The organism is Vibrio makurazakiensis, assembly GCF_050337375.1.
GTDB classification, from domain to species: domain Bacteria; phylum Pseudomonadota; class Gammaproteobacteria; order Enterobacterales; family Vibrionaceae; genus Vibrio; species Vibrio makurazakiensis.
This window is the reverse complement of the sequence record NZ_JAKJSW010000114.1, coordinates 1-13684: the sequence shown is the minus strand read 5'-3', so window position 1 is coordinate 13684 and position 13684 is coordinate 1. Positions and strand designations below refer to the sequence as shown.

The following is a 13684-nucleotide window of genomic DNA, read 5'->3' as shown; positions in this document are numbered from 1 at the left end:
GTTTAATGCAGTCGCGACTTCCTCGTCAGTTCYGGTGTTAAGAAGAACAGTTTCTCGTGTTTTACAGCAATGGACGCCTATCCCGTTGTTCCCTAAGCAACTGACAGTTTTAGGGCTTACAACCACACCTTCATCGACAGTAAAACGGTACTCAAGTTGATTTTTCAACGGATCGAATAAGCCAATACTGAAGAACGACGCAGGGAATAGCATCTGAATATCATCAARCACTTCAACAATGTCGTCTATAAGGTTCGTGGATGTTGAGATTTTCTGCCCAAGTAAAGTAATCGCCCCTAAGCTGTTCAGTAGCTCTTCCTGATTAACCTGCTCACGATACTCTCTGGTTCTTTGAACGTTGGACTGAAAATATTGGCTTTCTTGAGATTGAAAGCGATCCAACTCTGTTTCGGCATAACTAATTTGTTCAGTGTATACGCGCTCAATAGCTGACCATTCATCTTGCGCTTTATGACATGACTTTAACACTGCATAAAGTCTAAAAAGTAATTTGGGGTACTCTCTTATATCTTTGTTGCCAATAGCAGACTCACATAACACAATCGCTTCTGTCAGCATTTTTGAATGGTATAAGAAATTAGCATATAAACTTGCAGACTCAGCGACACCATAGCCATCTTTCATTTCAATAAATGCACGGTATGCTCGGTCAAAGAGTTGATTGGCCTCCTCGCTATTATTGCGGTCTTGTTCGACTAAACCTAAGTACAAACGGGCATAAGCAAGATTACGTTCAAATGAATGGGCTATGTTAAGTTCAATGCTTTTGTTCAGCCAAGTTTCAGCTTCTTCTAAATCACCTAATTCTCGCTGTGAACGACCGTAATTTAGATAACATAGACTTAACGATGATTTGTCGTCGGTAAGAGCCAAACTCGTAATGGCAAGCTTTGCAATTTCGGCACACATTTCGTAGTCGCCTAATTGGCTATATATCGCAGCTAGGTTGGTATTGAGTAGAGAGTCAAAGTAATAGTCTTCAATTTCTTGCTTAGATTGCGCATCTAATAGATAGGTCAACGCTTGTTGGTAGTCGCCAATAAGAGATGAAAGTGTCCCTAAATGAACTCTCAGGTACTGAGCAAGCACAGTTTCTTTTTCACGTTCACATCTAGCCAACAGATCCATAAAAAGCACTGCTGCTTTTTCAAAGTTATATTGACGGTATATCTGATAAGCATCTAAAAAAGCAATGTACGTAGCATTAACCCTAAAACCTTGCTCGCTATACAGTTCAACGACCGTCGACTTTAGCTCCTGGATAGAGTTTGGTGTCCTATCCATATAAATTCGTGTGATTTTTTTTAAACAAAGTTGTTCTATTTGGGTATACATAACCAACGCCACGACCAATTATACTTTACTTCGTATTGTATCATGTGGATTTCATCTCTATCTAGCTCTATTATCTAAATTGCATCTCCCCTTTCTGTTATTGATGAAAACAGGTAAAATGTCGGACTTTTCTCATTTTGTGGAAGATAGTTAGTTAGTCGATGGATAAGAAAAAAGCCCTGAAAAAGATTGCCAAATGTCTTGAACTTGGTAATTCAGCAAACGTTAATGAAGCAGCCAATGCCATAAAAATGGCCCATAATTTGATGCTTAAGTATGGTCTTGAAAAAGACGATATCGAATTCATCAAAATGGGGAAAACTCAGTCGACTCACTTGCTCCCTGCAAATATCAGTTCAACGTTGCTGCGCGTGATTCGTGGAATTAACACCAAGTTCGGTGTTGAAGCAGTACTGTTGAACCACAAAGGTTTAAAACGTGTCGAGTTTATTGGTGAAGCCGACCGAGCTATTTTTGCTGCGTTCGCTTTTGATATTATTTATCGAGAGTTGAACGAACATACTGGTCAGTTTAGAAATAGCTTTGCTGGTTCAGGAACAGGTTCTTTAGAAGTCACTCGACGTGTAAACTCATTCGTATCTGGTTGGGTAGAAGGCGCACTAGAGAAGCTTCCAACCATCACTCCAGACGATGAATCAAACAACAAAATCAATAACTACATTGATAAAGAGTTTCAAAACATCGACCGCGAAACTTTTAAGCAACAGTTACGAGAAGCAATGAAGAACTTAACAGCAGATTATGAAGTTGGCCTTAAAAAAGGCAGAAAACTATCTGTAAACCGCCCTGTAGCAGGTGCTCAAGCGGCAAAACGCATCGCGAAAACTTAGTGTTTTCACTTTACAAGATTTAGCTTAGTTGTTATATAGAACAGCATGTTAGGAAGACAGCTTCCACAAGTTTTAAGCAGCAATGCTATATATGGAGATTCAAAATTGAAAAAAATTACTACTGCATTAGTTCTTTTAATTGCCCTAACTGGCTGTCAAGCGACTCAACGTCAAAACGCGACTACTGGTGAGTCTGAAACAAACTCTGCAACGCAAGGTGCCCTTTTAGGTGCACTAGCTGGTGCTGCTGTGGGTGTTGCTACAGGTGACAATGCAGAAGAGCGTCGTAAGCGTGCATTAATTGGCGCTGCTGGTGGTGCTGCAGTGGGTGGTGGTGTTGGTTACTACTTTGACCAACAAGAACAAGCTCTACGTGATCAGTTGCTAAATTCTGGTGTTCAAGTGGAGCGTGTTGGCGAAAACCAACTTCTTCTTCGCCTAGAAAATGGAATTGGCTTCGCTTCTGGTTCATACGCTCTAGAGTCAAGCATTCACAAGACTCTACGTGGTGTTGCTCAAATCCTAGTTGAATACCCAGACACTAGCCTAGTGATTGATGGTCATACTGATAGCACTGGTAGTGCAGCAAGCAACGAGACTCTTTCCGAGCGTCGTGCAGAATCTGTACGTTCATYCCTAATTTCTCAAGATGTCGCTGCAGGCCGTGCAATTGCACGTGGTAACGGTGAACGCTACCCACTATGTGACAACAGCACAGCGGAAGGACGCGCATGTAACCGTCGCGTTGAAATTCAGATTCTTCCTCTGAAATAATCGAATCAAGGCTCGCACTTAACAGTCCGAGCCTTTTTCTTAGGTTCTTATTTTGTCAAAGCTTACTCTTGCCTTAACATTTCTCGCACTTTCAGCATCAACTGTCTATGCAGAGACCATCACTAGCCTAACCGAAAAGGCCGAGGCTAACGACGCCGACTCTCAATACCTATTAGCTCAGTCTTATGATTTGGGCGTAGATGTGCAGCAAGATAAGAGCAACGCCTTCTATTGGTATTCCCAAGCGGCAGAAAATGGTCAGGTCAACGCTCAATCTAAGCTCGCTTATTTTCTGGCAAATGGCATTGGTACAAAACAAGACACTCTTGGCGCGATTCGTTGGTATAACCAACTTGCAACCCAAGGAAATAAACAAGCCCCTTTACAACTTGCTAAGCTCTACGAGAGCCACACAGGCTCTATCCGTTCATTAGATCTATCAGAGCAGTGGTATAAAGTTGCTTTGAGCTTGGACGACAATGCTAGCGCCGAAGACGGTTATGGACGAGTTTTAGAAGCGAAGTTCAACGCAAGGCGTGCCAAACAAATTTCATCGATTGAACAACTCGATGTTGCATTTAGTGATGTATCTGAACCAGGTACAACGCCCAGTCTAGAGAAGAAGAATACTTCCACCAATCAATTTGCCAGCTCTGACTATATAACCGTTATCACACTGGTCATCCTATTCAGTTCACTATTTGTGGCGGTTAAGAAACTACGCCGTAAAAAAAGTCATCAGAAACTCGAACAATTAGAACTCTCTCAAAATAAGCTCAAAGGCAGCCAAACAACGATCAAGCAGCAAAAACGCCAGATGGAAGCCATGTTTCAAGAAATTAAGAAACATCAAGCTAACAACAAAAACCATAACGTTAGCCTAGCTTGCGCTGTATTTGGGTTCACCCCAAGTACTATCCCTACCCCAAAAGAAATCAAGTTACGCTATAAACAACTATCAAAGATATACCACCCAGATATCAACGGCAGCGATGAGGAAATGAAACGCCTCAATGCCGCGTTAAAAGTTATATCTCAAAATGTTACAAAAAAGTAAAAGAAACTATTAACACATTCACTTTTAAGCATGGTTCGCTTATATTTATTGGCTCGCAATCGATGTCGCTCTCAAAATTTCGCAACAAATGGTTAACTTTAATAGTGTATTTATGTCATAATCTCGCCCGACAATAACACCTGACTTAAACAGGTGAGGAGAATTAGATGTTCACTATTGAAGGCACTTGTGACTGGTGCAAACAACCAAAGTTAGTTATTAAACACGATTATATTGATGGTAAATACCATCACGCATGCAAAGACTGTAATGATTTTGCAGTAATAGATGTTCGTCAGTTCAATATTGGCGAAATGGAAATGAGAGCGAAGCTATCTCAAGCCACAATGCGTTAATCAAAATACTAACGTTGTAAAAATAGAGAAAGCGCCTTCGGCGCTTTTTTGCTTTCTACCTAAACCAATCACCCAACATTATTTCTACACTCCTGTTAACGACCTACCGTCAGGATTCAAGTCTCCTCCCTACCCTTCAACAGGCTCGCTCACCACTAATTGAACACCTGTATACACAGGTAAACTACTGTATATCTCTGATTGAGATCTCAAAAACTATTATTCACCCCAGAACAACAAACGCAATCAAACAAATTAAAATCACATTTACAATCAATAAGTTATACCAATACAGGTTTATCTAAGCACAAATGAAGACTAGAAAAGCATCAAAAAAGTCTTGAACTTTTGCGCACTTAAAACTACTGTATAGACATACAGCATGTATATAAGGACAGCGAAATGATTCAAGTACAGCCACTACATACTCAAAACCAGTTTCACATTTCATTGAGCAACAACACTCGCTCACAGCATTTGTCTTACTCTGCTTTTGGACGTCTTGCTGAATTATCAAATCAAAATCAGTGGGTACTCTTTACTGCTGAAACTCCGCGTCCTTCTGCATCAACACTTCAATCACATGCAATTTGCTGTGACAGAGTCATCCACATGAAACCCTCTTCAAGCCAGCCAGAAGAAATTATAGTGATGAAGGCAATTCAGTCTGGCAATGCGAGCGCGGTTGTTGCCAGTGGCAATATTCCGCTATTCAGCCAGGCTCAATTAAAAAGCTTAGCTCGCCAATACCACTGTGAAGTGTTTTTCACAGCAGGTGAGCATGACCAATTACACTAAACTCATCATTTTATTAACGAATAATTTTTCTTTATATACTGCCTTTATCCTCCAAGTAGCCTCTGCTATTTGGAGGTTTTTTTGTATCCTAAAAACTTAGCAAACGTTTGCTTTTTATCTGGCGACAAAAAATAGATCTGGTATGATGCCCCTCTAACTACCGTGCGTCCTCGCACTTCTCTGTATGACGTTTGATAAAAGATAGGAATGTCTAAATGAGCCTCGCTGATCAAGTTCTTGCCGTAAATAATGATCTACCAATCCGTACTAACAAACCTGTGCACAGTGGCAAAGTTCGCTCTGTTTATTGGTTAACCGAAGAAGACAGCCAACGCCTTATTAAAGAAAAAGGCTACGATGTCGCTTCAGATGCACCTCTTGCAATTATGGTTATTAGCGACCGTATTTCAGCATTTGATTGTATTTGGCGCGGAGAAGGCAACCTAAAAGGTGTTCCAGGGAAAGGTGCAGCGCTCAATGCTATCTCTAACCATTGGTTCAAGCTGTTCAAAGATAACGGCCTAGCTGATAGCCATATCCTCGATATTCCACACCCATTTGTGTGGATTGTACAAAAAGCTAAACCAGTAATGATTGAAGCGATTTGTCGTCAATACATTACTGGTTCAATGTGGCGTGCATACGAAAAGGGTGAGCGAGAGTTTTGTGGCATTGAAATGCCTGAAGGGCTACAAAAAGACAAGAAGTTGCCTGAGTTACTCATCACTCCGTCAACGAAAGGTATTTTAAAAGGTATCCCTGGTGTTCCTGAAGCTGACGACGTCAACATCACTCGTCAAAATATTGAAGATAACTTTGAAGCATTTAATTTCACTAAGTCGTCTGATATTGCACATTACGAAAAGTTGTTAAAAGAAGGCTTTAACGTAATTAGTGAAGCTCTAGCACAAGTAGACCAGACATTCGTCGATACTAAATTTGAGTTTGGCTACGTTAACGATGCGAAAGGTAATGAAAAGCTTATCTACATGGACGAAGTAGGAACACCTGACTCTTCACGTATTTGGGACACTCAGCAATACCTTGCAGGAAACATCGTGGAAAACTCTAAAGAAGGTTTCCGCCAGTTCTTACTGAACCACTTCCCTGATCCTGATATTTTGCTAAACAAAGAGCGTATGCCAGAACGTGAAGCATTGGCTCAAGACAACGAATTACCACTTGATGCGCTGATGTCTGTTTCTCGAACTTACACAGAAATCGCTGAAAAAATCACAGGTAAAAAGATTGTTCTAAGTGACAATCCTAAGCAAGAGATCATTGATATTCTTGACGCTCAGTATGGCTTGATTGGCTGATCGGTATTTCGAATATAAAAACGGCCTCTGATGAGGCCGTTTTATTGAATACTGATAAGCTATAAACGAATTGTGAATTCTTCTTGGGAATGTTCAGATATGATTAAGTGACTTCTCGACTCAATATATTCTATCTGTCCTTCCTCTAATGAGTAAGGCATAACTACCTTTAGTTCGTTTATCCCTTCAAGCTTGGCTAGTTTCAATAAAGTAACAATATTTGATTCATCACTCTTTCGTGAAGACATTGATTTAAGTGCCATTTCCCACAACCGATCTTCTGGTGTTGCTAGCTCTTTTATACTATCTCTCCAGACGGTACCGAATACTGGCGCAAACGTGGTTAGTGCTTCTAAAAACGTCCATTTTTTACTGCATGWGGCTCCAAGAAACGTAGTATAGTCAAACTCCACACTCGTCATCTCTTGTTTATCCATAATGTCCCCCGACACATTGGCAACACAATGTTCCAAATATCTACCAAGTTTCTCTATATAGCAATAGGATATAAGACAACGGTCTTTTATACCCCTTCAATCAAACAAAAAGAAATATCAAACCCAAGTTGTTAACAAACTTTGTACTCTAATTTCATATACGTAATTATTTACTTAATATTTTAAGGCTAGAATAAAAGTTATTTGATATCGACTATTCGACTTGCTTTCTTATATTGAACTCTCCAACCTTTCCAGGTCGGTAATTCCCAACGCTTCGGCACTGTTTTTCTTAAACCACTCTTATGTATTACGTATACGAGCTTGCGCGAGACATGGTACTCCACGTCTAACTGCAAATCACCTAAGCAAAGCGATAGCGGATGTTTAGCTGAAAACTCTTCATACTCCCAGTAAGGTATACCTTCAAATTCAAAGTCATCATTCGTGAATATATCAAGATCTTCAATACTGGTTACGCCCAATAGTTCCAACTGTTCAATAAACCAAGACTCAAAAGTTAGCTGTTCTTCACCAACGGATGGTGAATCTGATAATCCCAACTTCTTGTACATGAGCCAGTGTGTGATTTGGTTTTGGCGTTCAGTCGCAAGCCCTTTTAAAAGTTTGTTTGCAACAACCATCTCTACTATAGGTTTTAGAGCAAGGCTACCTTCTGGGGTCACCTGTTTTGTCGCGATCACTCTACCTGCATAAACGAGATTAAGTTGAGTCGAAACATCGCCATCCGATACTAAGGTTTGTCCTTGTTGCCACTCCCCCAGTTCCATGTCTTCAAGGAGTTTTAGTGGAATGGGCATATTGACCGTTGCCAAAGTCAGTGTTTGTTTTACGCCTCGCCCTGGTAAGCTGTGCGTATCTAAGACCAATAAAGCTTCTGCTTTTTCGCTTAAAAGGCTTTGCTTTCCAAGTACCGCTTCATAAAAGCCGTTAGAGAATGCTTCGCGACGCTTCGCTCTTCTTATTAAAGTTAACTCAGGATGTAAAGTTATGATCTCTCGAAGTAATGCGTCACGATTGTATCTCGAGGCAACATCAAGTTGTGGTAAACCAAACACCGAGCGCATTTGACTAGATAGCCCTCGAGCTTCTTTTAGCAATTCTGGTTCAACAATAAGATTTGGGAACTCATACCCTCTCACCAACTTGATGAGAATAGACGCGTCACACCTTTCTGCTACTGCGTTGGTCAGCGCTTCTAACTGCTCACTAGTTTTAGGTAATTGATACAAATTAGAGGGAACTGATAATGCAGCAGTCAAATCGATCATCGCTTCTTTTATCGATTTATTTGAAATACGAGTGACAAGGTCTGCGTGTAAGGCATCGATTGGTAGCGGGTAAAGGGTTTCTCCGTGCTTAGTTACTTCACCGGCTTCACTGATCGCGCCCATAAGCGTCAGGGTTTTCTTTGCAGAATCTACCGCCTTACACGGTAAGCTATCTAGAAAGTTCAGGTTTTCTAGTTTATACCCACAGCACGCACTGGCAAGCATAGGCTCAACTAACTCTTCCCGTTGCAATTCCGGTGGCGTGACCATTTCTAATACTGCATGCTGGCCGTATAGGCGAATACAAATACCGTCCATCACACGCCCCGCTCGTCCTGCTCTTTGCTTCGCGCTAGCTTGAGAGATGTTTTTCAATGACAGTGTCGTGCGACCATTTCTTTGAACAGTCCTTCGTTCTAATCCGGAATCAATGACAACTTCAATATTTGGGATGGTTAAGGAAGTTTCGGCGATGTTAGTGGCAAGTACGACTTTACGCTGAGGCTGAATCGTTAAGGCTATATTACGCTCTTCATCACTGACGGAGCCATGAAGTTTAACAACCGTTACACCTTGAAGTTGATTTAACCTCTGAGCGCACTGTGTTATTTCTTTTCGTCCTGGTAAGAAAACCAGAATGTCATGCGTAGAGCTGGTTAGCTGACGTTCTACCTCTTCAATGACATTCTGCTCTAGCGAGCGAATATCCGGTTGGGAACGAGACTCTCTTGCTCGATAGCTAACACTAACTGGGAAGACTCGCCCTTCACTTCTCATGCGTTTTGCATCGAGATATTCAGCAAGTTTCGCTCCCTCAATGGTAGCAGAGGTGATTATCAACTTATGGCTCTGCTTTTCTTTCAACAAAGCCACCAGCAAATCGATATCCCATCGCCTTTCATGGAACTCATCTACAACGATAACGTCAAATTCACTTAACCCATTTTCAGCTAACCAACGTAATGCTACGCCAGGTGTAACAAACACAACCTGAGTTTGCTCGGTAAACTGCCCTTCCAACTTAATGGCATAGCCTATTTCGTCTCCAATTTGAGTCGATGCTTGTTCTGCAAGAAAGTGAGCCAATGACGTACATGCAATTCTTCTTGGTTCAATAACCAAAACACGGCCATGCTTTGCAGCCCAAATGGGTAATCTTGTCGATTTCCCTGAGCCTGTTTCAGCTTCAACTACGAGGTTATGTGAACGAATCAGTTGATGAAATTCAGACTGAAGGGAATCAATGGGTAATAATTGCATAGATAGAGTTTTATAAACTTAAAGGCATGACATTTAGGGGATTATAACTAATTTTATCGTGTTATTATGCGTGCGTTCAGATTAACGAAATATTCATACTTAATTGCATCACATAGTTGGATAAATTGTTTACAATTGATCAACTAAACCGTTATCATTTTTCGGGTATTTTCCACCCCTACATAGGCAACCAATGAACAACGACAAACGTCCTCTCTATATCCCTTATGCGGGTCCAGCCCTGCTTGCCACGCCACTTCTAAACAAAGGTAGCGCATTCTCAGCCGAGGAGCGTAGCTCTTTTAATCTCGAAGGCCTGCTACCAGAAACAACAGAAACGATTCAAGAGCAAGTTGGTCGTGCATATAAGCAGTACTGTAATTTCGACAATGATATGGATAAACATATCTACCTGCGAAATATTCAAGACACCAATGAGACGTTATTTTACCGTTTAGTTCAAAATCATATTTCAGAGATGATGCCTATCATTTACACACCAACTGTTGGTGCTGCATGTGAAAACTTCTCTAATATCTATCGTCGTGGTCGTGGTTTGTTTATCTCATACCCGAACCGTGATCGTATTGACGACCTATTGAACAACGCGACTAACCACAACGTTAAAGTTATCGTGGTAACAGATGGCGAGCGTATTCTTGGTTTGGGTGACCAAGGTATTGGCGGCATGGGTATTCCAATTGGTAAGCTTGCTCTTTACACAGCTTGTGGCGGTATTAGCCCAGCTTACATGCTACCAATCGTGCTTGATGTAGGTACAAACAATCCTCAGCGTCTTGCTGACCCAATGTACATGGGCTGGCGTCATCCTCGTATCACTGGTGCTGATTACGATGCTTTCGTTGAAGAGTTCATTCAAGCAGTTCAACGCCGTTGGCCAGACGCACTGGTTCAATTTGAAGACTTTGCACAAAAGAATGCAATGCCACTTCTTGAGCGTTATAAAGACCGTATTTGTTGCTTCAATGATGACATCCAAGGCACAGCAGCCGTCACTGTTGGTTCTTTGATTGCAGCATGTAAAGCAGCAGGCAGCAAACTGTCTGAGCAACGCATTACTTTCTTAGGCGCAGGTTCAGCAGGTTGTGGTATCGCTGAAGCAATTATCGCTCAAATGGTTTCTGAAGGTATTAGCGATTCACAAGCTCGTTCTCAAGTTTACATGGTAGACCGTTGGGGCCTATTACAAGAAGGTATGCAAAACCTACTTGATTTCCAACAGCGTCTAGTTCAACCAAATACGAACACTAAAGACTGGGAAGGCGAAGGTACTGGCTACTCACTGCATGACGTAATTCGTAATGCGAAGCCTACAGTACTTATCGGTGTATCAGGCGCTCCTGGCTTATTCAGCAAAGAAGTGATCCAAGAGATGCACCAACACTGTGAGCGTCCAATCGTATTCCCTCTTTCGAACCCAACAAGTCGTGTAGAAGCTACACCAAACGACATTCTTCGTTGGACTGACGGTCAAGCTCTAGTTGCGACTGGCAGCCCGTTCGAACCAGTGGTACATAAAGGTCAAACTTACCCAATCGCACAATGTAACAATAGCTACATTTTCCCGGGTATTGGTTTGGGTGTGCTGGCAGCAAATGCTTCTCGCGTAACTGATGAAATGCTAATGGAATCGAGTCGTGCTCTTTCTACTTGTTCGCCACTTGCGATCAATGGTTCTGGTGCCCTACTTCCACCGCTAGAAGAAATTCATTCAGTTTCTAAGAAAATTGCTTACGCTGTTGGTAAAAAGGCTATCGAACAAGGCGTTGCACTAGAGATCACCGACGAAGCTTTACACCAAGCTATCGACCAGCATTTCTGGCAACCAGTCTACCGTCGCTACAAGCGTACCGCTTTCTAAGCTCGGTTAAATGACCAACTAAGCTACTCTTAACTTATTAAGAGATAAGCTAAAGTACCAAGCCTCTGCTCTGCGGAGGCTTTTTGTTTGAACCAATTCCAACATTCCCTCTCTAACTTTCTTTGCACCATGCTTAATGCTTTGAAATCGAAATAACATCCAAAAATACGATGCTAAATAATTATTCCTTTTGCTATTATCAACCAATCCATTTTGCAAGTGTCAAATTTGTTAGCAACCCGATTTACTACAAGTAAACCGCTAGAACTGAAGGAATTCGTTAAGTCGTGAAATTGAACCTATTAGTCTCTCACCCACTAGTTCAGCGTGTGCGTAATTCATTTCGCACCGGTGTAACCGCTATGGGCATCTTACTATTAGTGACAGTTGTAACAGTGATCGCCATTGATCGCTGGGTTTCTTGGCAAGCAGAAGAGCGAATTTTATTGTCTCTTGATGATGTTCCGGAAATGGACGTTGCAGTCGTTTTAGGCACCAGTAAGTACTTAGGGCGAACACTTAATGAATACTATTCACACAGAATTGACGCTGCGATCGAATTGTACCAATTAGATAGAGTTCATCACTTTCTACTTAGCGGTGATAATGCCCACCGTTCATATAATGAGCCTTGGACAATGAAACGCGATTTGCTTCAGTCTGGTGTGCCCGAAGAAGCAATTAACTTAGACTACGCGGGCTTTCGGACTCTCGATTCAATCGTTCGAGCCAAAGAGATTTTTGATACCGATAACTTTCTAATTATCACCCAAAAATTTCATTGCGAGCGCGCATTATTTATTGCTCGTTCATTTGATATCAAAGCTCAATGCTTTGCAGTATCAGGGCCAACCAAACATTCAGGTATTACTATCCGTTTACGTGAAGTTTTTGCACGTAGTAAGGCATTCCTTGACCTTTATATTATAGGTACTATGCCTAAATTTCTTGGCCCTAAAGAACCCATCAATACCGAAATATCCCCTAAAATAAATGCCGGTGAGTCTGAACAGAAGAAAGTAGACTCGCCTCTCGCTGAAACGTTAGATACAAATGTGTAGATATCTACACATTTTAAATTCGCTCCCTCACACTTTCTTTAAACACCAATAAATCACACCAATACCACTTCCTTTACTTCAGTAACATCTATTCAACAAGTTCATCCCCTGACATTAAGTCAATAACGGTAAGCCTCATATAACAATAAGGTCCATTGATTGGATTCTAAAAAAAAGATGTCTACTTGATAGACGTCAACGAGGCGAAGCAAAAGGAGCGTCTTATGACAGCACTCGCGGCGACAATGAAAAACTGGTTATTCACCAGAAATAGCATGATATTGATTGGTAACTTTATTTTATTTGCCACACTTCTCAATACCCTCCCATTTGAACACAGTGTCAATACGGGCTTGAGCCTACTAATCTTCATAGCCGTATTATGGTTGACCGAAGCAATCCACGTTAGCATCACTGCGTTACTCGTTCCGTTACTGGCTGTCTTACTTGGTGTTTTCAACACTCAAACTGCATTGGGTAATTTTTCTAACCCTATCATTTTCTTATTTTTAGGTGGCTTTGCTTTAGCTGCTGCGCTTAATAAACAAGAACTCGATAAGGCTATTGCTGACAAAGTGTTACTAATCGCGAAAGGGAAAATGTCGGTCGCGATATTCATGTTATTTGGCGTGAGTGCAGGCCTATCCATGTGGATTTCTAACACAGCAACGACGGCTATGATGTTGCCTTTAGTATTAGGTGTCATGAATAAAGTTGACCAGCGTGAGAACAGAAATACGTATGTATTTGTACTTCTTGGTATCGCTTACTGTGCATCTATTGGTGGTATTGCGACTTTGGTTGGTAGCCCGCCTAACGCAATTGCGGCAGCAGAAGTTGGTTTAAGTTTCACGGAATGGATGGCCCTCGGTCTACCTATCTCACTCATTCTTATGCCAATCGCGATGGTTATCCTATACATGATGACTAAGCCAGATCTTAACCATACGTTTGAACTTGACCATAGTCCCGTAGAGTGGACAAACAGTAAGAAAATCACGTTAGGCATCTTTTTACTTACCGTAACACTGTGGATTTTTGGTAAGCCTATTAACGCTATGATTGGTGGCTTCTCTAAGTTTGATAGCCTAGTCGCGATTGGTGCAATCGTACTATTAGGTGCATCACGTGCGGTACAGTGGAAAGATGTTGAGAAAACAACGGACTGGGGCGTATTAATCCTATTCGGCGGTGGCATCTGTTTAAGTAACGTACTTAAAGTAACCGGTACAAGTGTATTC

12 protein-coding genes are annotated in these 13684 nt (G+C 41.5%); 9 read left to right on the top strand and 3 right to left on the bottom strand.

All coding sequences use genetic code 11. The annotated features are described in order from the left end of the window. Nucleotides 1-1305: tetratricopeptide repeat protein (locus L4C33_RS13505; protein WP_428812949.1), on the bottom strand; the 1305-nt coding region annotated here is incomplete at its 3' end. A 212-nt stretch (nucleotides 1306-1517) separates the two neighbouring features. On the opposite strand from L4C33_RS13505, the gene L4C33_RS13500 reads away from it, so the two are divergent. The 6 genes from L4C33_RS13500 to L4C33_RS13475 all read left to right on the top strand — a co-directional run bounded on the left by L4C33_RS13500 (nucleotide 1518) and on the right by L4C33_RS13475 (nucleotide 6511). Next, nucleotides 1518-2207, top strand: a complete 690-nt coding sequence (locus L4C33_RS13500) for a DUF2786 domain-containing protein (RefSeq protein ID WP_428812948.1) — start codon at nucleotides 1518-1520, stop codon at nucleotides 2205-2207. A gap of 105 nt (nucleotides 2208-2312) precedes the next feature. Then, nucleotides 2313-2981 (top strand): YiaD family glycine zipper/OmpA-like lipoprotein, encoded by a 669-nt coding sequence (locus L4C33_RS13495; protein ID WP_428812947.1) that lies wholly within the window; start codon nucleotides 2313-2315, stop codon nucleotides 2979-2981. Nucleotides 2982-3033: 52 nt separating this feature from the next. Beyond that, the gene (locus tag L4C33_RS13490) at nucleotides 3034-4038 is read left to right on the top strand and encodes a hypothetical protein (RefSeq protein WP_428812946.1); all 1005 of its coding nucleotides are present in this window, start codon (nucleotides 3034-3036) and stop codon (nucleotides 4036-4038) included. 167 nt (nucleotides 4039-4205) lie between these two features. After that, nucleotides 4206-4394 (top strand): hypothetical protein, encoded by a 189-nt coding sequence (locus L4C33_RS13485; protein ID WP_428812945.1) that lies wholly within the window; start codon nucleotides 4206-4208, stop codon nucleotides 4392-4394. Between the two features lie 402 nt (nucleotides 4395-4796). After that, nucleotides 4797-5192, top strand: a complete 396-nt coding sequence (locus L4C33_RS13480) for a hypothetical protein (RefSeq protein WP_428812944.1) — start codon at nucleotides 4797-4799, stop codon at nucleotides 5190-5192. A 215-nt stretch (nucleotides 5193-5407) separates the two neighbouring features. Then, nucleotides 5408-6511, top strand: coding sequence for a phosphoribosylaminoimidazolesuccinocarboxamide synthase (locus L4C33_RS13475; protein ID WP_428812943.1), 1104 nt, complete (start codon nucleotides 5408-5410; stop codon nucleotides 6509-6511). A 59-nt stretch (nucleotides 6512-6570) separates the two neighbouring features. On the opposite strand, the gene L4C33_RS13470 is transcribed toward L4C33_RS13475, so the two are convergent. Continuing rightward, complete coding sequence (locus tag L4C33_RS13470; protein ID WP_428812942.1) at nucleotides 6571-6948, bottom strand: transporter; 378 nt, start codon at nucleotides 6946-6948, stop codon at nucleotides 6571-6573. A 200-nt stretch (nucleotides 6949-7148) separates the two neighbouring features. Continuing rightward, nucleotides 7149-9500 (bottom strand): helicase-related protein, encoded by a 2352-nt coding sequence (locus tag L4C33_RS13465; RefSeq protein WP_428812941.1) that lies wholly within the window; start codon nucleotides 9498-9500, stop codon nucleotides 7149-7151. 193 nt (nucleotides 9501-9693) lie between these two features. Here L4C33_RS13465 and L4C33_RS13460 point away from each other — a divergent pair, with 193 nt between their 5' ends. The 3 genes from L4C33_RS13460 to L4C33_RS13450 form a co-directional block, all read left to right on the top strand. Further along, a complete protein-coding gene (locus L4C33_RS13460; RefSeq protein ID WP_428812940.1) occupies nucleotides 9694-11382 on the top strand; it encodes an NAD-dependent malic enzyme in 1689 nt (562 codons plus the stop codon). A gap of 329 nt (nucleotides 11383-11711) precedes the next feature. Next, nucleotides 11712-12443: a SanA/YdcF family protein gene (locus L4C33_RS13455; RefSeq protein ID WP_428812950.1), complete on the top strand. Its 732-nt coding sequence runs from the start codon at nucleotides 11712-11714 to the stop codon at nucleotides 12441-12443. A 224-nt stretch (nucleotides 12444-12667) separates the two neighbouring features. Beyond that, the coding region (locus L4C33_RS13450; RefSeq protein ID WP_428812939.1) for an SLC13 family permease at nucleotides 12668-13684 on the top strand (1017 nt) is incomplete at its 3' end.